This is a genomic window from Plantactinospora sp. BB1, assembly GCF_003030385.1.
In the GTDB taxonomy this organism is placed as follows: domain Bacteria; phylum Actinomycetota; class Actinomycetes; order Mycobacteriales; family Micromonosporaceae; genus Plantactinospora.
In genome coordinates this window covers 4,412,584-4,433,025 of sequence record NZ_CP028159.1, presented here as the reverse complement: position 1 = coordinate 4,433,025, position 20,442 = coordinate 4,412,584, and the positions used below count along the sequence as shown (strand labels likewise).

The following is a 20,442-nucleotide window of genomic DNA, read 5'->3' as shown; positions in this document are numbered from 1 at the left end:
AGTCGCTACGGCCCACCGGGCGTGGCTAGGTGGTGGAACAGGTCACGTGCCGCTCGGCCACTGTCTTTGATCAACTGTGGTAGGTGCTCGGCGATCTCCTCGGGCTGCCGGCCCGCGATGTGTCGGTTCCAGCGGTTTATCAGCTGCTGTAGCTGTCCCGGGACGTCGCGGCCCTTGAGCAGGGTGACCCACAGGCGCGACATCTGGGCCGAGAGCTGGTCGAAGGTCGACCGCAACCAGCGGTTCCCGCTCGCGACGGCCAGGAGCTGGAAGACGCGCATCGACAGCTCGGAGAAGCGCAGGACCGCTTCCAACCGGTACTCACCGTCGGTGTCGGGCGGGGACCACTCGGCCAGCAGCCGGGCAAGCTCTCGGGCCTCGGCGTCAGACAGGCGCTCCAGGCCCAGTCGGACGAGCTCGGGGCCGATGAGATCCCACGCCTCGACCAGCTCCGACACTCGCTGGGCGTCGAGGGGGCTCACGACGTACCCGGCCCGGGGCAGCGTGATGATCAAGCCCTCGCGGTCCAGCCGAGCGAGCGCCCGACGAATCGGCGTCAGGCCGTACGGGGTCGAGCCGGCCAGTCCCCGCTCGGTGAGCGACGACCCCGGCGGAAGCTCACAGGCCACGATGCGGGTACGCAGCGCCGCGTAGGCCTGCTGCGTGAGCGAAGCCTCTCCCGTCGCACCCTGGTCGGTCACAAGAGGAAACCCTAGCCCCGCCCGCCACTGCGAATTCCAGGAGACATCGCACACTCTCCGCGAACCGGACTTGACCACCCCAGCCACCGAGAGACATGCTGGACTGAAATTTCAGCCAGCTCAGAAGGGGACTGCCGGTCTCGGAGTTGCTCGGGGCCCGGTGGAACAGAGGGGATCTCAGCAGGATGAAGGCATTCGTGCTCGCGTTCGGGACGCGTGGCGACGTACAGCCGTTCGTCGCCCTGGGACGCGCGCTCTCCGACGCCGGCCACGAGGTACTGGTGGCCGGGCCGGCGTGTTACCAGTCGCTCGCCGCTGCCGGCGGCGTTCCGTTCGCGCCCGTCGACGACCGGTGGAACCGGCTCACCGACGAGCCGCACATCCAGGAGGCGCTCGCGACGAACTACCGAGGGCCGAAGGCGAAACGGACAGCCATCGAGGTGGTACGCCGGACCCGGCACTACATCGCCGCCGCGCTCGACGACATCGCCGCAGCCGTTCCCGCCGGAACCGACGTCGTCGTGCACCACACCATGCTCCCCGGCCAGCACCTCGCCGAGGCCCTCGGCGTCCCCTCGGTCCCGGTGGCACTACAGCCAAACTGGGTGCCGACCGGCGCCTTTCCGTGCCCGATGTGGGCCCCGTCGTGGCTGCCCGGATCCTTCAACCGGCTGAGCTACCGACCGGCCGCGCTCGCTCCTCAGCTGCTCCTCGGAGCGGTGGGGAAGCACTGGCGGGCACGACTCGGGCTGAGGTCTCGGCGTGGATCCGGCGACCCGTTCCGCCGCCCCGACGGAGGCCCCGCCCTCGTACTGCAGGCGTTCAGTCGGCACGTCCTGCCGCAGCCGGCGGACTGGCCCGGGTACGCGCCCGTCACGGGATACTGGACCCTCGCCAGCGAGGAGCGGGGCCCGTCGCCCGCCCTGGCCAGGTTCCTCGACGGCGGAGCACCGCCGATCTACGTCGGCTTCGGCAGCATGCGAGGCCAGAACCCCGAGGCGATCGGCGAGATGGTCCAACGGATGGTCCAGGCGACCGGAGAGCGAGCCGTTGTCGCCACCGGCGGCGGCGGGATCGCGATGGCCGGCTCGGACACCGACCTCGTCCACGTCGTCGACGACGCTCCGCACGACTGGCTCTTCCCCCGCACCGCGGCGATCATCCACCACGGCGGAGCGGGAACGACGGCCGCCGCGCTGCTCGCCGGACGCCCACAGGTGATCTGCCCCTTCACCGGTGACCAGCCGTTCTGGTCCGAGCGGATGCGATCCATCGGCGTTGCCCCGGACCCGATCCCACAGCGGCAGATCACCGCCGAACGCCTCATCAGGGCGGTCGAGGCGACGAGATCCGACACGGCGATGCCCCGGAGGGCCGCCGAAATGGGCGAGCTGGTGCGCTCCGAAGGCGGTACACGTCGTGCAGTCGAACTCCTACTCGAACTCACGGCCCACCAGGCGTGAACCGACGCCCCCTGGTGTGCCGGTCACCCGCCGACGGTGCCCGCCCGGTCAGGCCGGTACGGCGTGAAGCGGCGCAGCCGCAGCGAGTTGCCGACGACGAAGACCGAGGAGAAGGCCATCGCCGCACCCGCGATCATCGGGTTGAGCATCCCGATCGCGGCCAGCGGCAGCGCGGCGACGTTGTAGGCGAACGCCCAGAACAGGTTGCCCCGGATCACCCGTAGCGTGGCCCGGGACAGCCGGATCGCGTCGACGGCGGCGGTCAGGTCACCGCGTACCAGGGTCAGGTCGGCGGCCTCGATCGCGACGTCCGTACCCGTGCCCATGGCGAGCCCCAGATCCGCCTGGGCGAGCGCGGCGGCGTCGTTGACGCCGTCGCCGACCATCGCCACCACCCGGCCCTCGGCCTGGAGCCGCCTGACCACGTCGAGCTTCTCGGCCGGCAGCACCTCGGCGATCACCTCGTCGATGCCGACCTCGGCGGCGACCGACCGGGCGACCGCGTCGTTGTCGCCGGTGAGCAGGATCGGGGTGAGGTTGAGCCGGCGCAGTCCGGCGACCGCCTCGCGGCTGGTCGGCTTGATCGCGTCGGCCACCACCAGCGCCCCCCGGACCCGGCCGTCCCAACCGGCCAGCACCACGGTCCGGCCGGCGGCCTCGGCGTCCGCGACCGCCGCGCCGAGCGCGCCGGGCAACTCCAGGTCGCGGTCGGCCAGCAGGCGGGCCCGGCCCACCGTGACCGCACGGCCGTCGACGGTACCGGCCACGCCCAGCCCCTCGACGTTGGCGAACCCGTCGACCTCCGGATGCGGCCCGGTCCGCTCGGCGGCCGCACCGGCGACCGCGCGGGCGATCGGGTGCTCGGAGGCGTTCTCCAGCGCGCCGGCCAGCCGGAGCAGTTCGTCCGGGTCCTGGCCGTCGGCGGGGAGGATCTCGGCCAGCGTCATCCGGCCGGTGGTGACCGTGCCGGTCTTGTCCAGCACCACGGTCTGCACCCGACGGGTCGACTCCAGCATCTCGGGACCCTTGATCAGGATGCCGAGCTGGGCACCCCGGCCGGTGCCGACCAGCAGCGCCGTGGGGGTGGCGAGCCCGAGGGCGCAGGGGCAGGCGATGATCAGCACCGCCACGGCGGCGGTGAAGGCCGCCGTGACGCCGTCCCCGGAACCGAGCCAGAAGCCGAGGGTGGCGACGGCGAGGGCGATCACGATCGGTACGAAGACCCCGGAGATCCGGTCCGCCAGGCGCTGCACCTGGGCCTTGCCGGCCTGTGCCCGCTCGACCAGGGTCGCCATCTGGGCGAGCTGGGTCTCCGAGCCGACCCGGGTGGCCCGGACGACGAGCCGGCCACCGGCGTTGACGGTCGCCCCGACCACCTGGTCACCGGGACCGACCTCCACCGGTACCGACTCGCCGGTGAGCATGCTGGCGTCGACCGCGGAGGAGCCGTCCTCCACCACGCCGTCGGTGGCGATCTTCTCGCCGGGCCGGACCACGAAGCGGTCACCGACGGCGAGCCGGTCGACCGGGATCCGGGTCTCGACGCCGTCGCGGCGCACCGTCACCTCCTTGGCGCCGAGTTCGAGCAGCGCCCGCAGCGCGGCACCGGCCCGGCGCTTCGACCGGACCTCGAAGTAGCGGCCGGCGAGGATGAAGAGGGTGACCCCGGCCGCCGTCTCCAGGTAGATGTTGCCGGCCCCGTCGCTTCGTCCGATGTCGAGGCTGAACGGGTGCGTCATGCCGGGCGTACCGGCGGTGCCGAGGAAGAGCGCCCAGACCGACCAGCCGAACGCGGCGAGCGTACCGAGCGAGATCAGGGTGTCCATCGTGGCGGCGCCGTGCCGCAGATTGATCCAGGCGGCCCGGTGGAACGGCAGCCCGCCGTACCCGACGACCGGGGCGGCGAGGGTCAGCGAGAGCCACTGCCAGTAGTCGAACTGCCAGGCCGGCACCATCGCCAACACGATCACCGGTACGGTCAGCACCAGCGACACCAGCAGCCGGGTACGCAGTGTCCGCAGCTCGTCGACGGGCGCCTCCCGCTCCGGCCCGGAATCGTCGACCGGCCGGGGCGGCGGTGGCAGCGCGGCGGTGTAGCCCGTCTTCTCCACCGTGGCGATGAGTTCGTCCGGGGTACGGGTGTCGTCGAAGGTGACCGTCGCCTTCTCGGTGGCGTAGTTGACCGTGGCGGTCACCCCGTCCAGCCGGTTGAGTTTCTTCTCGATCCGGTTGGCGCAGGAGGCGCAGGTCATCCCGCCGATCTTCAGTTCGATCCGGTTGGGTGCCATCGGTGGTCGTCCGGCGGCCGGTGCCATTGCTGCCTCCTGGGCTAGTTGTGTCCGTGTCCGGGCTCGCCGTGACCGGACTCGTCCGCTCCCGGGGTGGCCGTCGGCGCCGGCTGCCCGGGTGTCGCGCCGCCGCCCGGGGTACCGGTCGGCGACGGCTCGGCCGGTGTTCCGGCGGAGAGGGTGAACTCGGCGGTACGGACGGTGCCGCCGTGCTGGAAGTCGAGATACAGCCGGTAGCTGCCGGCCGATGGCACGTCGGCGTAGAAGGTGATCTCGGGACCGGCCGCTGTCCGCCCGTCGCCCGGCTCGCCGTCCGGGTGCACGTGCAGGTAGGCCAGGTCGCCCTGGCGGAGCGCGACCAGGTGGCCGTACGCGCCGAGGTAGGGCTCCAGGTCGGTGACGGGTCGCCCGTCGCGGCTGACGGTCAGGGTCAGTTCGCTGGTCTGTCCCGGCGTCAGGGCGCCGTCGAGGCGTACCCGGTATCCGTCGACCTCGGCGGTGGGTGCCGGTGCCGGCAGCGGCCGGGGCTGGAAGTCGCCGGCCACCGCGATGTCGAGCCCGAGGGTGAGTGCCGCCGCGCCGCTGGGCTTGAAGTCGGCGAACGCCCGCCAGCTGCCGGGACCGGTCAGCGGCGAGGCGACCCGCCAGGTGCCGTCGGCCGACATCTCCGGGTGCACGTGCCGGAAGCCGGAGAGGTCCCGACGGGCGACGATCAGGTGCATCCGCTTGTCGTGTTCGACGTCGTAGCCGGTCACCGGGTGCCCGTCCGGCCCGATGATCCGGAACGCGAACTCGCCGGCCGGGGCGGGTACGCCGGTCATCGTGTAGCCCCGGTCGGAGACGAGCAGCCCACCGGGTAGCCGTGGTGCGCCGGTCGTACCGGCGTCGGTGCCGTGCCCGGTCGAGTGGGCCGAACCGGTCGAGTCGGTGGAGTCGGCGGTGCGTACGGGGCCGGTGAGCTGGCCGACCCCGTACGCCGCGCCGAACACTGTCGCGAGCCCGAGCGCGAAGGCGCTCAACTTCGTCGCGGTGTTCATCGCGCTACCTGGTTTCTGCTCTTCGGGCGTGGTCAGTCTTCGGATGGTCAGGAGGTGACGAGTTCGTAGCCGGCCTCGTCGACGGCGGCGCGGAGCCGCTCGGTCTCCACCGGGCCGTCGCTGGTGACGGTGACCGCGCCGGAGGTCACGTCGACGCTCACCTCGGTCACCCCCGGGATCGCGCCGACCTCGGTGCTGACGGCGTTGGCGCAGTGTCCGCAGGTCATGCCCTTGACCTGGTAGCTCTCGGTGATCATTGCAGTTCTCCCTTCCCTGCCCCCACCCTATACCCTAGGGGGGTATGCGACGCCCGGTTTACCCCTCGGGGGTATCCGTACTCCTGGACCGTAGCATACCCCTGGGGGGTTAGCTATGCTTGTGGCATGACGACACCCGCCGAGACCCCGACCCGCGGCTACACCGCCAGCAAGGATCAGCTGCTCGCCCGGCTGCGTCGGGTCGAGGGGCAGGTGCGCGGGATCGAGCGGATGGTCGAGGACGACCGCTACTGCATCGACGTGCTGACCCAGATCTCCGCCATCCAGGCCGCGCTGGACAAGGTCGCGCTCGGGCTGCTCGACGGGCACGCCCGGCACTGCATGCACGAGGGCGCCGCCGAGGGGCGGGCCGACGAGATGGCCACCGAGATGATGGCCGCCGTCGGGCGCCTGATGAAGCGCGGCTGATCAGCCGCGGTTGATCAAGCGCGGCTGATGGGGCGCGGCTGACCGGTCAGCCCCGGGCCGGGTCGACCCGGCCCTCCGGCTCCGGGGTCGGGAAGAGGTCGACCTGGCCACCGAGCCGCACGTCCCCGCCCAGGTGGGCCGGCGCCGGCCGGTCGGTGGCCGGCAGCCTCGAGTACCGCCGGCCGGAGCCCTCCCGGTCGGGCCGGGAGGTGACCCGGAACGGCACCAACGCGATCGGGGCCGGCGGCGGCTCGAACCTGCGGTCGCCCCAGCGCAGCCAGACGGCGATCCGGCCGGCCTCCGCCTCCAGCCTGAGCTTCTCGACCGAACGCTGCCGGTCGGAGTGGTCGACCTCGACCACCACCGGTGCGCCGTCCGGCCGCGCGCATCCGACGTCCACTATGGAATGCCGGTGCTCGTACGGCGGCGGCAGCGGCATCACGCTGGCGGCCCGCCGGTACACCCGCCAGCCCTGGGCCATCGCCCAGGCCGCCACCGAGTCGATCAGCAGCACGGTGACCTCGTCACTCGTCTGGTCGGTGAACGTCAGCCGGCCCAGCCAACCGGTCAGCGCGGCGCCGATCCGGGCGCCCTCCTCGGCCTGGTCCACGATCCGACCGTACCGCCTCGACGTCACCGCGCGGCGACCGTGCTGACGTCACGACGCGGGTTGCCCGCTGACGTCACGACGCGGGTTTGCCCGCTGACGTCACGACGTGGGTTTGCCCTTCTCGGCCGTCGCGGTGATCGTGGCGCCACGGCGGCGCGGTGCCCTGGGGGAGCGAGGCAGCGCCGGAGGCCGACCGGGCGGGGTGTTCGGGCCGCGCGGCCGTCAGGTGACCGCCGGCAGGACGACCCGCTCCAGCAGCGTCACCGGGGTGCGCCACTGGTCCGGGGCGTTGTAGTTGCCGGCGGTGACCGCCACGGTGAGGTCCAGGTCCGGCAGCACGAAGAGGCGTTGGCCACCGTTGCCGCTGCCGGAGACCATTCGGTGGCCCGAGACGGTCTCGACATACCACTGGTATCCGTACCCGGCGCCCCAGGTGGTCTCCAGGCGGGGCCGGAGCATCTCGTCGATCCAGCCGGCGGGGACGAGCTGCCGGCCCTGCCACGCCCCTCCGGCGAGTACCAGCTCGCCGATCCTGGCCAGCGCGCGGGGCGTGAGCCGGAGACCGGAGGCGGCCGAGGCCACCCCGTCCGGACCCCTCATCCACTCGATGTCGTGGATCTCCAGCGGTGTGAACAGGGCCGCCCGGCCGTACTCCGTCAGCGACCGCCCGGTCCCGTCGGCGATGAGCCGGCCGAGCAGCGCCGCCGCGCCTCCGCAGTAGTGCCAGCGGAGACCGGGTGGCTCGACGACCGGCCGCTCCAACACGTACCGGTACCGGTCCGGCGCCAGCTCCATGGCGATCTCGGCGTTGTCCGGATCGTCGTACGGCAGATCCTCGCGCCATTGCAGCCCGAGCGACATCGTCAGCGCGTGCTCGACGGTGAGCCGGGCCCGGGCCGGATCGGCCGCCAGGTCGGGATAGTCCGGGAACTGTCCCAGCAGCGGCGCCGTGACCTCGGGAACCAGGCCGTCACCGAGGGCGATGCCGTAGAGCAGCGCGGTGACGCTCTTGCTGATCGACCGGACGTCGTGCAGCGTCTCCGGCCCGAACTCGACGACGCCGAGCGAGGTGCCCCAGGCGAAGTCCTCGCCCGTGCCGTAGTACTCCAGCAGGGTCTCACCGCCCCGGACCGCCACGGCCGCGTGCAGGCCCTCGAGCGCGCCCTCCCGGAGCGGCTCGGCCAGCCGGTCGTGCGGCTCCGTCACCGGGCATCTCCCTGGCGGAGCGGCGTCGCGCGCACGGTCCGGTGCGGCCTCGGCCGGCGACGACGTCCGTCGGGGTGGGTGGGGAGAGTCACGCCGCCGAACGTTACCGGACTCCGCGCCGGCCCGCGGGCCACCGACCGGCTACCCGAACCCGGCCGGACGCCCGATCGTTCCCGTGTGGATGGTGCGCTGCCTCCTCGGCGGGTGCCGGTTCGGGTGGGAGCGGCTCGGCGCCGGACGGGCCCGGCGCACCGGGCCGTCGGAGACCACCGGGTGGCCCGGCGGGGCGGTGGACCGGACCGCGCCGCCCGGCCCGCCACAGGTGGACCGGGAGGTAACCGAGCCCGGCGAGGCCGACCAGCACGTAGAGGTTGCTGTAGAGCAGGCCCCAGCCCCGGAAGTGCAGGTCCCAGCCGTGCAGGCCGGCGAGCACCCAACCGGTGCCGCCGACGAAGACGAGCCAGGCCAGGCCGGCGGCGGCGAGCCCGAGCCGGCTGCGCGCCCGCCGGGAGCGTACGGCCAGCAGCACCAGCGCGGGTACGCACCAGACCCAGTGGTGGTGCCACGAGACGGGGGAGACCAGCACACCGGTCGTGGCGCAGGCGAGGACGCCGAGCAACTGCTCCCCGGCCCGGGCGCAGTACGCCGCGACCGCCATCCCGAGCGCGGCGACGAGTACGGCCAGCACGAGCCAGCCGGTCCCCGGCTCGGCGGAGTCGGTCAGCCGGGTCAGCGCACCGGCCAGCGACTGGTTCAGGATCGTCCGGGGATCGGCGGTGACCCGGGCGGTGTCGAAGAGCGCGCCCGTCCAGAACCGTACCGAGTCCTCCGGCCGCCAGGCGAACCCGAGCGCCACCGTGGCGGCGAAACCGGCGAGCGCGGTACCGGCGGCCCGGAACCGGCCGGTGACCAGCAGGTACACCACGAAGACCAGCGGAGTGAGCTTGATCCCGGCGGCGATTCCCACTCCGAGGCCGGACCAGCGCCGCCGGGGGTCGCCGGTCAGGTCGAGCAGCACGAGCAGCATCAGGAAGAGCCCGACCTGTCCGGCCTGGAGGTGCCCGGAGACCGGGAACATCGGCAGCGCGACCGCCGCGCCGGCCAACGTCGCCAGCGCCCGCCGCTCGGCCGGCACGCCCGCCGCCCGGAGTGTCACCCGGAGCGCCGCCAGCAGTGCGAGGACCGAGGCGAGGGTCCAGAGCCCGACGGCGACGGGCACACCGAGCGGTACGAGCGGCTGGAACAGCAGGGCGGCGAATGGCGGATAGGTGAAGCCGAGCGCGATTCCGTCCGTACCCCGATGGGTCGCCTGGTAGAGGGCGCCGTCGGCGGAGGCGGCGGCGGAGGCCCCCGAGTGGTACGTCGCCAGGTCTCCCCAGAAGCTCCCGGTCGCCTGCTGCACGGCCACCGCCGCGCCGGCGACCAGCAGGGGGAGCACGACCAGACCGACCCTCGGGTACGCCGGGCGGCGCGGCGGCGAAGGCCGGACCTCGTCCGCGTCGGTGCCCAGATAGGTGCTGGTCACGGCGCTCCTCCGCATCCACCGAGCCGGTCGTCCGGATCCGGGGCCGGGCAGCGGTAAGGAGAAAAGTAACGATCTCTCCTCTACCGTTCCTGGACCGAACCTCGATCACGCGCGGTTCCGGCCCGCGAAGCGGACTGCTCCGCGTTCCGCCGAGCGCATCGGGCCACCGGAGTGGCGTCGGCGGCGGGCGCGGGTGGTCGGGAGTGGACTCGCGCCTCGGGACCGGTCGGAGGTGTTGTGCCGGACTCTCCGACTCGGCTAGACAGATCACATGACGGAGTCACCCGGAGCTGAGCACCCACTGCCACGGATCGTCGACCGGCAGACCTGGCAGGCGCGGATCGACGAACTCCGGGTCAAGGAGAAGGCGCACACCAGGGCCGGGGACGCCCTGGCCGCCGAACGCCGTCGGCTGCCGATGGTCGAGGTCGATCCGCAGACTCCGCTGCTCGGAGCCGACGGTCCGACACCATTGATCGACATCTTCGGCGGCCGGTCCCAACTGATCGCCTACTTCCAGATGTGGCACACCGGTCGACCGGCGGCGGAGCAGTGCGAGGGCTGCACCTTCTCCACCACCCACATCAACGAGTTGTCCTACCTGCACTCCCGGGACGTCAGCTACGCCACCCTCTGCCAGGGGCCGTACGAGGAGAGTTCGCGCTATCGCGACTTCATGGGCTGGACGATCCCCTGGTACTCGGTGCCGTCCGAGTCGGTGGACCGGTTGGTCGCGAACCGGCACTTCGGCATTCTGGTCAGCTATCTCCGGGACGACGACAGGGTCTACGAGACCTACTGGACCACCGGTCGCGGCAACGAGGTGATGGCACCGTCGTACGGGCTGCTGGATCTGACCGTCTACGGCCGGCAGGAGTTCTGGGAGGACTCGCCGGAGGGTTGGCCGCAGCGGTGGGACGCCCGGGGCGGCCAGTTCCGGCTGGACGGCCGACCGACCGCGCAGTGGTCCCGGATCAGGGCCGGGCGCGACGACGACCTCGGCACCTCGGCCGATGCCCGGCACCAGCCGCACCAGCACTGAGTACGCGTCGGGAGCTGGCAGTCGTTCCCGCCGGGCAACGGCGGGCGGGGGAGTGTGCGGACGCCGCCGTGTTATCGTCCGCATAGACCTCTGTCAATGAATATGTGTTGACGGAGCATCCTGCTGGCCAGATTTACCGTGGCCGACACCTCCCACCACCCGTAGGAGAGGAAAGCTCAGGTGATCATCCGTCCAGGTCGCTCCAGAATCCGTTCGACGGTCGTGGCGGTGGCGGTCGCGGCCCTCGCGGTCGGTGGAGCGGTGACCGTGGTAACCCAGACCACGACCCCCGCCCTCGCTGCCGCCGCACCGGTGGAAGACGAGGGCGCCGACTGTTCGGTGTCGCTTCCCGGCTCGCTGACCGCGAACTCCCGGCTCCCCGACCCGTTCCGAAGGCTCGACGGCTCGCGCATCTCCAGCAAGGCAGACTGGCGGTGCCAACGCGCACAGCTCAAGGAGATGGTCGAGCGTTACGTCTACGGCGACAAGCCGGCCAAACCGGCGACGGTGACCGGCACGGTCTCCAGCAGCAGCATCACGGTGAACGTGTCGCACAACGGCAGGAGTTCCAGCTTCTCGGCCAGTGTCCAACTGCCCAGCGGTACCGGCCCCTTCCCGGCGGTCGTCGTGCTGGGCGGCTTCGGCGCCGACACGGCCGCCATCCGAGCCGCGGGTGCCGCCGTCATCAACTACGACCCCTACCTGGTCGGTCGGGAGGGGACGCCCCGGAACAACAAGCAGGGCGCCTTCTACAGCATCTACGGCAACACGAGCAGTACCGGCCTGCTGGCCGCCTGGTCGTGGGGCGTGAGCCGGATCATCGACGTCATCGAGTCCTCCGGCGGCAACACCCTGCGGGCCGACGCGATGGGCGTCACGGGCTGCTCCCGGTTCGGAAAGGGCGCCTTCGCCGTCGGCGCCCTCGACCAGCGCATCGCGCTCACCATGCCGATCGAGTCCGGCAGTGCCGGTGTTCCCATCTTCCGTGGCATCCCGGGGGAGGGCGCCCAGAGCCTGAGCAGCGCCTACGGCGAACAGCCGTGGCTCGGCGACGGATTCGGCTCCTTCACCGGCAGCCCGAACAACCTCCCGGTCGACACCCACGAGATCGTGGCGATGGTCGCCCCGCGAGGACTCTTCATCATGGACAACCCGCACATCGCCAACCTGGGCCCCAGGTCCGCGAGCGTGGCGGCCCTGGGCGGAGCGGAGGTCTACAAGGCCCTCGGTGCCGGAGACAACATCACGTACTGGTCGGACGTCCAGGACGGCAGCCACTGCGCCAACCGGTCCGAATGGCGGACCCCGCTCCAGCAGCACATCCAGAAGTTCCTGCTCAAGACGGGCAACGCCCCGGGCACGATGCGGATCGCCAGCAAGGCGGCCGGCAACCTGGCGCAATGGCGGGACTGGCAGACGCCGACCCTCACCGACGGCCCGAACAGCCCGCCGCCGACCGGCCCCACACCGACGACTCCGCCCGCGACCACCCCGCCGCCGACCACCCCGCCGCCGACCGGTGACAGCTGCACCGCGTCGATCACCCCCGGCACGCTGTGGGGTGACCGGTACAACACCTCGGTGACCGTCAGCGGGGCCAGTGCCTGGACCGTCGTCGTGAACATCACCGCGCCGCAGAGGGTCTCGACCACCTGGAGCGGCACCTTCAGCTGGGACAGCAGCGGAAGCGTGATGACCGTACGGTCCAACGGCAGCGGCAACACGTTCGGCTTCACCACCATGACGAACGGGAACAGCTCGGCCCGACCACAGATCAGATCCTGCACCGCCGGCTGACCGCCGCCGGCCGACAGCAACCCACCACCGGCCGTGCGTGGCGACCCCGGTCACCACGCACGGCCACGATTCCAGGGGGAGCCGCACCTCACGATCCGCGCGATCACCTGCCGGGCATCCGTGGCCCGTCCGGCGCGGCATCGGACGACAGAACCGCTGACGAGCACTCCCGGCGTCGGAGTCTGACGACGCACTACCTGGAGGAGGCGGATGGCGCTCCGGCGGCGTCAGCGATGCAGGGTGGGCCGGTAGACGAGCTGCTGGGTGCGGCCGTCGAGCGTCCGGCTCTCGATCAGTTCGAGGTCGAAGTCGGCCGCACCCTGGAAGATCGGCTCCGTCCCGGTCCGACCGGTGATCACCGGGAAGATCGTCACCTGGACGCGGTCGACCAGACCGGCGGCCATCAGCGCCCGGTTCATCGACAGGCTGCCGTGCGATCGCAGCGGCACCTCGGATTCCTTCTTCAGCCGGGCGACGACGTCGACGGCGTCACCGCGCGCGACGGTCGCGTCCGGCCAGTCGAGGGGTCCCTCCAGGGTGCGCGACACCACCGTCGCCGGGAGGTTCCGCATCCGGGTGACCCAGGGGTCCCGTACCTCGGACTCCTCGGTGCTCGCGGCCAGCATCCGCGCGAACACCCGGTACGTCTCGGCCCCGAAGACCATCCGCTGCTCCTCGCTGTACTGGGCGAGGCGGTGGTCGAGCAGCTCGGGACCCTGCTTACCCCAGTAGCCGCCCCAGTTGCCGCTGGTGGTGCCGAAGCCGTCGAGGCTGGCGAAGACGTCGAAGGTGTAGCTGGCGGTCATGATGGTCTCCTGGTGCGGCTGAGTTCGGTCTGACGGGTTTGCAGGAAGGCCCGCTCGGTCTCGTTGGTGGCCAGTGCCATGGCCTCGTCGTAGGCGGCTCGGGCCTCCGCGTCGCGTCCGAGCCGGGCCAGCAGTTCGGCCCGGGTGGCCGGCAGCCTGTGGTAGCCCGGAAGGTCGAGGTCCTCCAACGCGGCGAGGGCCACCGCCGGTCCGTGCACCTCGGCGACGGCTACCGCACGGTTGAGCGCGACGACCGGGGTCGGCACGAGCGCGAGGAGCTGGTCGTAGAGTGCCAGGACCTGCCGCCAGTCGGTGCTGGCGCCGTCGGTGTGCACCGCGCTGATCGCGGCCTGGATCTGGTACGGGCCGGGCCGGTTGCGCCGCAGGCAACGGCGGACCAGGTCGCGACCCTCGGCGATGAGCGCCCGGTTCCACAGCGACCGGTCCTGGTCGGCCAGCAGCACCAGTTCGCCGGTCGGGTCGAGCCGGGCCGGGCGGCGCGCCTCGGTCAACAAGAGCAGGGCGAGCAGGCCGAGGACCTCCGGCTCGTCCGGCATCAGCACGGCGAGTTCACGGGCGAGCCGGATCGCCTCGGCGCACAGGTCCGTTCTGATCAGCGGTCCGGCGGTGGACGCGTAGCCCTCGTTGAACATCAGGTAGAGCACGGTGAGTACGGGCGGCAGCCGGTCCGGCAGCTCGTGTTCGGCGGGTACCCGGTAGGGGATGCCGGCGTCCCGGATCTTCTTCTTGGCGCGCACGATCCGCTGGGCGACCGTCGCCTCCTGGATCAGGTAGGCCCGGGCGATCTCCGGTACTTCGAGGCCGCCGAGCAGGCGGAGCGTGAGGGCGGTCCGGGCGTCCGGGGCGAGCGCCGGGTGACAACAGGTGAAGATGAGTCGCAACTGGTCGTCTTTCACCGGTCCCACCTCCTGGGGTTCGTCCTGTTGGTGCAGCAGCAGGGCCTGGGCGTACCGGGCCTCGCGGGTCGATTCCCGGCGGAGCCGGTCGACGGCCCGGTTCCGGGCGGTGGTGACGATCCAGGCGCCCGGGTTCGGTGGCGGGGTCTGCCACTTCTGCACCGCTGTGGTGAAGGCGTCCTGGACCGCCTCCTCGGCGAGGTTGATGTCACCGAGGAGGCGGGCCAGGGTGGCGACGCAGCGGCCGTACTCCGCGCGGTAGATGCTCGCCAGGTCCATGTCGGCTGACCGGCCCCGTTCAGGCCTGGGACAGGTCGTCGAAGGGGCGTACCTCGACCGGCCCGCAGGCCGCCGCGCACTTCTCGGCCCAGGCCAGCGCCTGGTCCAGATCCGCACACTTGATGACCCAGAAGCCGGCGATGTGCTCCTTCGTCTCGGCGAACGGCCCGTCGCTCATCGTGGTGGTGCCGTTCTCGACCCGTACGACGGTGGCGCTCTCCGGCGACCGGAGTCCTCCGGCGAAGACCCAGGCGCCCGCGGCCTGGAGTTCGTCGTTGATCCGGTCGGTTTCCCTGAACATGGTCTGCATCTCCTCGTCGGTCGGCGTCGGCGCGCCCTCGACGAAATGCACGGACAGCAGGTACTGCTTCATGACGGTCCTCCGGTAGCTCGTTGGTGGATGGCGACAGGTCAGGCGGCCAGGCGGCGCGCCACGGCGGGGATCACGATCGCGGCCGCGACCAGGTGGGTGAGCATCAGCAGCGCCTTGGTGGCCACCCCGGCGTCGACGATCACGTCCGGCACCAGCGACAGGACGGTCAACACCACCGTGGTGCGGACGAACGTGCGCCGCGGACGCCGGGCGAAACGGGACAGCAGCGCGGCCATGACCACGCCGATCAGCGAGAAGACGGCGGTCAGCATGCCGAACCCGCTGACCGGGATCGGGGCGCCGCTGATATCGAGGCTGATCCCGGCCGCATGCCCGGCGGCCGCGACGGCCATGGTGGCGGCGCTCGCGGCGACCGTGGCGATGACGCCGGTCCGGATCACCGCACCGACGGTCGAGGTGGTGGCGCGGGTCGGGTTGACAGTGCTGGTCATCGTGCCCTCCAGTGGCGGGTGGACCGGCTCCGTGCCGGCCTCTCACCAGGGCTACGAAAAGGATCAAGCCCAATCGACAGGCCGCCCCAGATCTTTTCGAAGAAATTCGAGTCCGGCGTCCGTCAGGGCGATATCGGGCAATAACGGACGACCCCACGATAGGCCGCCGACGACCCGGCCACGACCAGCCGCGCGGCGGTCGTGGCCGGTTCGACCCTGCGCGACCCGGTCGGTCAGGGCAGGATCTCGACGTACCCGTCGGCCCCGTGCACCCGGATCCGCTGCCCGTCCCGGATGAGCCGGGTCGCGTCGACCACACCCACGACGGCCGGCAGGCCGTACTCCCGGGCGATCACCGCGCCGTGGGTCATCAGGCCGCCCACCTCGGTCACCAGGCCCGTGATCGCGACGAACAGGGGCGACCAGCTCGGATCGGTGTAGGCCGTGACCAGGATGTCACCGGCCTCGAGGTCGGCCTGTGCCAGGTCGAGGATGACCCGGGCCCGCCCCTCGACGGTCCCGGTGGAAACCGGCAGGCCGACCAGGGCACCGGCCGGCACGTCGTCGCGCCGGTACGTCCCGACGACCGCCTCGCCGTCCGAGGTGAGTACCCGGGGCGGCGTGAGCGCCTGGTACGACCGGAACGCCTCCCTGCGCTGCTCGATGAGCCGCTCGTCCACTCGGTTCGCGCGCACGACGTCGTGCAGTTCCTGGAACGTGAGATAGAAGATGTCCTCCGGCGCGGTGAGCACGTTGGCCCGCACGAGGCGCTCCGCCTCGGCCAGCAACGCCTGCTTGTAGACGAAGTAGCGGCTGACGATGCCGTACTTCGGGTACTCCCGGTACCCGATGAAGGTCCGGACCCGGTCGATCATCCGCTTCGTCTCGTCGGCCTTCCGCGCCCCGTCCGGCAGGTCGCGCAGGCGTGCGAGTACCTCCTGTTCCTTCTGCTGTGCCGCCCGCCGCCCGTGCTCGAAGCGCCGCCCGGCGGCGCCCGGCTCGAAGTTGCGGACGTTGTCGAGGATCAGCGGCACGAGGGTGCTGGGGCGTTCTCTCCAGCGCGGCCGGGTGATGTCGATCTCGCCGACGCAGCGCATGCCGTAACGGTCGAGGTACGCCTCGATGGCGTCCCGCGCCTCGTTCCCACCCGCGAGCTTCGGCAGCTCGTCCAGGAAACCCTCGTCCTCGACGCCCTGGAGGAACGCGACCACCTCCGGGTACGGCCGGATCACGTCGGCGACGTCGAGCAGCGCCAGCCCCATCTCCGAGGTGACGTTGTTGGGAGCGGAGAGGGTCAGGGTGTCGGCCGCGTTCTTCTCGCCCAGCCACTCCTGCAACCGGTCGTTGAGCCACCAGGTGGCCTCCATGCCCGCCATGATCGCCTGCATGCTCAGCGGATCGCCGAGAACCCGCTTGTGATCCTGGAACGCCTCCAGCAGGAAGTCGAAGAGCGCGGCTCCGCTCTTCGTGCGGATCTCGCGCCGCAGCGCGGCGATGGACGCCTCGCTCCGCTCGATCAGCTCGGTGACGATGGCCGGATCGGTCTCGATCGGGGCGGGCGCGCCGCCGGCCGGCGGTCCGGCGGGCTCCGCCTCCGGGACGGGCGGGATGAAGTCGTCGCGGTCGAGGACGGTCTCCAGCGCGTCCCTGGTCAACGGATCGGCTCGCTGCATGGCTTCCAGGAGGCCGGCGCGGCTGGCGGCCGAGCCGAGCCTCGGGGTGACGTCGACGAACAGCCGCCCGCCGGCCTCGTGCATCGGTGCCATCGCCGTCAGCTGCCACATCGAGTACCCCAGGGGCCTCATCGGGTCGGTCATCATCTGCTGGTGGCCGACCGAGAGGTAGACGCGGTTCTGCGCGTCCGGGGCAGCGGGGATCGGGAACAGCGTGGTGATCGGCCGGCTCTGGACGATCTGGAAGTCCTCGTCGACCAGGCACCATTCGATGTCCTGCGGGCGGCCGAGGTGCGCCTCGATCCGCCGCCCGAGCCGTACGAGCCGCACCACCTGCGCATCCGTCAGCGCCGGCTGCTCCTGCCGCTGCGGGTCGATCGCCACCTCCTCGGTACCGCCCGCCGGCAGGGCGTGCACGGCACGCTTCTTCGCCGCGATCACCCGCTCGACGATCTCGCCGTCGCGCACCTTGAAGACGTCGGGGTTCACCAGGCCGGAGACCAGGGCCTCGCCGAGGCCGAAGCTGGCGTCCACGGTGGCGACCCTCCGGTTGCCGGTGACGGGGTCGGCCGTGAAGAGGATGCCCGCCGTGCGCGGGAAGACCATCCGCTGCACGACCACGGCCATCGTGACCGTACGGTGGTCGACGCCGTTGCGCTGCCGGTAGGTCACCGCCCGCTCGGTGAACAACGATGCCCAGCAGCGGCTGACGTGCTGGAGGATCGCGGCCGGCCCCACGACGTTCAGGTACGTGTCCTGCTGACCGGCGAAGGAGGCCGTCGGCAGGTCCTCGGCCGTCGCGCTGGATCGGACGGCGTAGGCCGCTTCCGGGCCGAACCGGGCGAGGGCGCGGGTGATCGCCGTCGCGAGATCATCGGGGATGGCGATTCCCTCGATGGTCCGGCGGATCTCCGCGCTGAGCGTACGGATCGTCTCCCGATCGTCCGGCTTCGACCGGGAGAGCCGATCGAGCCGATCGCCGATCGAGGGCGCCTCCGCCATGATCCGCCGGAAGGCATCCGTCGTCACACAGAAGCCGGCCGGCACCCGGACACCCTCGATCCGGGACAGCTCGCCCAGGTGCGCGCCCTTGCCACCGACGGTCGCGACCCGCGTCGCGTCAACCTCTCGAAGATCCACAACGTACTGCTCGGTCACCGCGACACCTCCGAGGCGGCCGTGCCGCGCCGTGCCGCACCGGCCGACCGGAGCACCGACGAGTCGGCGGGGCGTACCGCCGGTTCGACCGCACCGCGTCCCCTGAACTTCGTTGACAACACCCGCACCTCGGGCCCCCATTTCCGCAGGTTGTGGCTCGGCCGACGATTCTGCGCCAGGACCCGGGTCTTGCCGCAAGCCCCCCGGTGCGGTATACGTTAAGAGTGGCAGGGAGAGATCTCCCTGCCATCGTTGCTTTCTCGTCCCGTTCTTTGCTGGCCCGATCCTCTCGTCGGGCCCGTTCTTCTGCCCGCCCGTCGCACCCGACAAGCCTCTGTCGGTTCCCCTGTCGGGTCGGTCGGTCAGGGACGCAGCAGGGTCTTGATCGCGCGGCGATCGGTCATCGCCCGGTAGCCCAAACGGTTCACCACCCCACCGTCGGCCGCCTCGGCCTCGGCTTCGAAGCCATGCCGCTACCCGCCGACCCCGGGCTGACGATCACCGCCTACAGCGCCCCGCCCGGCACCCCGACCCACGAAGCCCTCCGCCTGCTGGCGAGCTGGGAAGCGAGTACCGCCGATGCCCGCACCGCCCCGGCAAACCCCGACACGCTCTCCTCCGGCTGACCACGGTGCGGCCGGAACGGCGGTCGGCTGTGGAGGTCGCGGAGCACCTGACCGGTGTCGTCCTGGCTACGCCAGGCGTGCCGCGTAGACGCGTACCGGTAGCCCCGACCGGGAGGTGGTGGCCCGCTCGAAGCGCAGGCCGATCTTCTCGGCGACCCGTTGCGACGGCGTGTTGTCGGGATGGACTATCGCGATGAGCCGTTCGACGCCCAACCGGTCCCGGGCATGGTCGCGGCAGGCGATCGCGGCCTCCGTGGCGTACCCGTGACCCTGTAGATCACCCCGGACGTGGTAGCCCACCTCGATGTCGATCGTCCCGTCGACCTCCTGCGGCGTCAGACCGCAGTCGCCGACGAACTCGCCGGTCTCCCGCAACCTGATGGTCCACAGACCGAAGCCCTCCCGCTGGTACAGGTCCTGGTTCCACCTGATCCAGCCCAGCGCCTCGGCGCGATCCTTCGCACGCGGGTAGTACCGCATCACGTCCGCGTCACCGAGCAGCGCGGCCATGTCGTCGAGGTCGTCGACCGTCATCTCGGCGAACGCCAGCCGTTCGGTGTCCTCGGGCGTACGGCGACCCAGGTCCACAAAGCCTCCTCGCCACCGGGGCGGGCCCGCCACCGGCCGTCCCGGAAACACAACGTACGGCACCGGGTGCCGGCGTCACTCCTGCGTGACCGGGCCCCGGTCCATCTCGTCCCGGAAGGTGTTCCCGGGGTCGGCATTGCGGTGCCGGAAGATCTCCTCCATCGCGGCGAGCCCGCCCACGAGCAGGATCAGCAGCCCGAGGGCGGCGATGGCGGGGAGGAGTGCCACCAGCGGCAACAGGCCGAAGCAGGCGACGGCCACGCCGAACCGCCGCCAGGCGATCTTCCGGTGGATCCGCCAGTGTGTGTAGGTGAAGGTGCCCAGGAAGAGGGCGCAGCCGCCGACGAGCCGGGTCATCTCGCTGTCGGTCAGCAACTCGGCCGGGGCCATCACGACCTCGGCCACGCCGTCGGCGATCGCGATGATCGCCAGGCTGAACAGCAGGTGGCAGTAGATCAGGATCGCCCGCCGCAGCCGCGCCTGCTCCTGGCCCCCGGACCGCTCCAGCGCGGACCGGAAGGCGTGCACGCCGTAGCCGAAGTACGTCCACCAGAGGGCCGCGATCAGGGCGTACCCGGCCGCCATGGCCAGCAGCCGGGCGCCCGTCAGCGGCTGCTCGACGGCCGCCGCCCCGAGCTGGATCACCGACTCGCCGAGGACGAGGATGATCAACAATCCGTAGCGGTGCGCGTAGTGCCGTGGCTGCACCCGGACCAGCTGTACCGTCCGGGCGGCCAACCAGGGGCTCAACACGTCGAGGGCGGCGGCGACCGCCCAGAGCACGATCCGGGTCGTGCCCTGGGAGAGCGCACCGGCCAGCAGCAACGGGGCGGTCGCCACGACCACCCCGTGCGGGCTGAGGAAGAAGGCCCGCCAGCGGGGGAGGTTGCGCAGCGAGACGACGCCGAGCAGGATCCGGGCGCCCAGCGCGGCGCCGACGAAGAGCAGACCACGGTCGCCGTACGCCTCGGGAACGGTCATCGCCAGCAGCACGCTGGCGAAGCCGAGGGTGAGTATCACGATCCGGCCGGACACCATGCTGACGTTCTGCTGGTCGGTGTAGAGACCGGCGCCGCCCCAGATCCAGTAGACCGTCACGAAGAGGATCAGGGCCTTGCCGACACCCGCCCAGGTGTGGTCGTCGTGCAGTACGTGCGAGAACTGGGTGAGCGCGAAGACGAAGGCCAGATCGAAGAAGAGTTCCTCCCAGGTCAC

Annotated in this window: 20 protein-coding genes; 5 read left to right on the top strand and 15 right to left on the bottom strand. The window is 71.5% G+C overall.

Features of this window, described 5'->3' with window-relative positions:
• Positions 1-5 precede the first annotated feature (5 nt).
• The gene (locus tag C6W10_RS19450) at positions 6-701 is read right to left on the bottom strand and encodes a GntR family transcriptional regulator (protein ID WP_159104653.1); all 696 of its coding nucleotides are present in this window, start codon (positions 699-701) and stop codon (positions 6-8) included.
• Positions 702-886: 185 nt separating this feature from the next.
• On the opposite strand from C6W10_RS19450, the gene C6W10_RS19445 reads away from it, so the two are divergent.
• On the top strand, positions 887-2,164 hold the full coding sequence (locus C6W10_RS19445) for a glycosyltransferase (protein WP_107259323.1): 1,278 nt from the start codon (positions 887-889) through the stop codon (positions 2,162-2,164).
• Between the two features lie 23 nt (positions 2,165-2,187).
• On the opposite strand, the gene C6W10_RS19440 is transcribed toward C6W10_RS19445, so the two are convergent.
• From C6W10_RS19440 to C6W10_RS19430, 3 genes are read right to left on the bottom strand one after another with little or no spacing between them, the layout of a single operon-like run.
• Positions 2,188-4,479, bottom strand: a complete 2,292-nt coding sequence (locus tag C6W10_RS19440) for a cation-translocating P-type ATPase (RefSeq protein WP_107259321.1) — start codon at positions 4,477-4,479, stop codon at positions 2,188-2,190.
• Between the two features lie 14 nt (positions 4,480-4,493).
• The gene (locus C6W10_RS19435; protein ID WP_107259319.1) at positions 4,494-5,489 is read right to left on the bottom strand and encodes a hypothetical protein; all 996 of its coding nucleotides are present in this window, start codon (positions 5,487-5,489) and stop codon (positions 4,494-4,496) included.
• A gap of 47 nt (positions 5,490-5,536) precedes the next feature.
• Entirely contained in the window at positions 5,537-5,746 is a 210-nt protein-coding gene (locus tag C6W10_RS19430; RefSeq protein ID WP_107259317.1) for a heavy-metal-associated domain-containing protein, read from the bottom strand.
• Between the two features lie 126 nt (positions 5,747-5,872).
• On the opposite strand from C6W10_RS19430, the gene C6W10_RS19425 reads away from it, so the two are divergent.
• Entirely contained in the window at positions 5,873-6,175 is a 303-nt protein-coding gene (locus tag C6W10_RS19425) for a metal-sensitive transcriptional regulator (RefSeq protein ID WP_101365859.1), read from the top strand.
• A gap of 46 nt (positions 6,176-6,221) precedes the next feature.
• On the opposite strand, the gene C6W10_RS19420 is transcribed toward C6W10_RS19425, so the two are convergent.
• The 3 genes from C6W10_RS19420 to C6W10_RS19410 form a co-directional block, all read right to left on the bottom strand.
• Positions 6,222-6,785 carry a hypothetical protein gene (locus C6W10_RS19420; protein ID WP_107264100.1) on the bottom strand — a complete coding sequence of 188 codons (564 nt, stop codon included), beginning with the start codon at positions 6,783-6,785 and terminating at the stop codon, positions 6,222-6,224.
• A gap of 222 nt (positions 6,786-7,007) precedes the next feature.
• Positions 7,008-7,991, bottom strand: coding sequence for a serine hydrolase (locus C6W10_RS19415; protein WP_107259315.1), 984 nt, complete (start codon positions 7,989-7,991; stop codon positions 7,008-7,010).
• Positions 7,992-8,094: 103 nt separating this feature from the next.
• The gene (locus C6W10_RS19410) at positions 8,095-9,516 is read right to left on the bottom strand and encodes a glycosyltransferase 87 family protein (protein WP_234361335.1); all 1,422 of its coding nucleotides are present in this window, start codon (positions 9,514-9,516) and stop codon (positions 8,095-8,097) included.
• Between the two features lie 271 nt (positions 9,517-9,787).
• Here C6W10_RS19410 and C6W10_RS19405 point away from each other — a divergent pair, with 271 nt between their 5' ends.
• Both C6W10_RS19405 and C6W10_RS38660 read left to right on the top strand, forming a co-directional pair.
• Positions 9,788-10,558, top strand: coding sequence for a DUF899 family protein (locus C6W10_RS19405; RefSeq protein WP_107259313.1), 771 nt, complete (start codon positions 9,788-9,790; stop codon positions 10,556-10,558).
• A gap of 261 nt (positions 10,559-10,819) precedes the next feature.
• Positions 10,820-12,355 carry a cellulose-binding protein gene (locus tag C6W10_RS38660; RefSeq protein ID WP_234361334.1) on the top strand — a complete coding sequence of 512 codons (1,536 nt, stop codon included), beginning with the start codon at positions 10,820-10,822 and terminating at the stop codon, positions 12,353-12,355.
• A gap of 227 nt (positions 12,356-12,582) precedes the next feature.
• On the opposite strand, the gene C6W10_RS19395 is transcribed toward C6W10_RS38660, so the two are convergent.
• From C6W10_RS19395 to C6W10_RS39225, 6 genes are all read right to left on the bottom strand, one after another.
• Entirely contained in the window at positions 12,583-13,161 is a 579-nt protein-coding gene (locus tag C6W10_RS19395) for a dihydrofolate reductase family protein (RefSeq protein ID WP_107259309.1), read from the bottom strand.
• Entirely contained in the window at positions 13,158-14,357 is a 1,200-nt protein-coding gene (locus tag C6W10_RS19390; protein WP_107259308.1) for an RNA polymerase sigma factor, read from the bottom strand. The genes C6W10_RS19395 and C6W10_RS19390 overlap by 4 nt, the downstream gene beginning before the upstream one ends.
• Positions 14,358-14,376: 19 nt before the next feature.
• Positions 14,377-14,730, bottom strand: a complete 354-nt coding sequence (locus tag C6W10_RS19385) for a YciI family protein (protein ID WP_107259306.1) — start codon at positions 14,728-14,730, stop codon at positions 14,377-14,379.
• 38 nt (positions 14,731-14,768) lie between these two features.
• Positions 14,769-15,182: a DUF6069 family protein gene (locus tag C6W10_RS19380; protein WP_107259305.1), complete on the bottom strand. Its 414-nt coding sequence runs from the start codon at positions 15,180-15,182 to the stop codon at positions 14,769-14,771.
• Positions 15,183-15,415: 233 nt separating this feature from the next.
• Entirely contained in the window at positions 15,416-18,013 is a 2,598-nt protein-coding gene (gene rph, locus C6W10_RS19375) for a rifamycin-inactivating phosphotransferase (protein ID WP_107259304.1), read from the bottom strand.
• On the bottom strand, positions 18,010-18,132 hold the full coding sequence (locus C6W10_RS39225; protein WP_255419601.1) for a hypothetical protein: 123 nt from the start codon (positions 18,130-18,132) through the stop codon (positions 18,010-18,012). Before C6W10_RS39225 ends, rph begins: the two co-directional genes overlap by 4 nt.
• A gap of 33 nt (positions 18,133-18,165) precedes the next feature.
• Here C6W10_RS39225 and C6W10_RS37415 point away from each other — a divergent pair, with 33 nt between their 5' ends.
• Positions 18,166-18,639, top strand: coding sequence for a hypothetical protein (locus C6W10_RS37415; protein ID WP_159104651.1), 474 nt, complete (start codon positions 18,166-18,168; stop codon positions 18,637-18,639).
• Between the two features lie 66 nt (positions 18,640-18,705).
• Here the strand turns inward: C6W10_RS37415 and C6W10_RS19365 are convergent, their stop codons facing one another.
• Positions 18,706-19,227: a GNAT family N-acetyltransferase gene (locus tag C6W10_RS19365; protein ID WP_107259303.1), complete on the bottom strand. Its 522-nt coding sequence runs from the start codon at positions 19,225-19,227 to the stop codon at positions 18,706-18,708.
• Between the two features lie 75 nt (positions 19,228-19,302).
• Positions 19,303-20,442, bottom strand: coding sequence for a low temperature requirement protein A (locus C6W10_RS19360; RefSeq protein ID WP_159104650.1), 1,140 nt, complete (start codon positions 20,440-20,442; stop codon positions 19,303-19,305).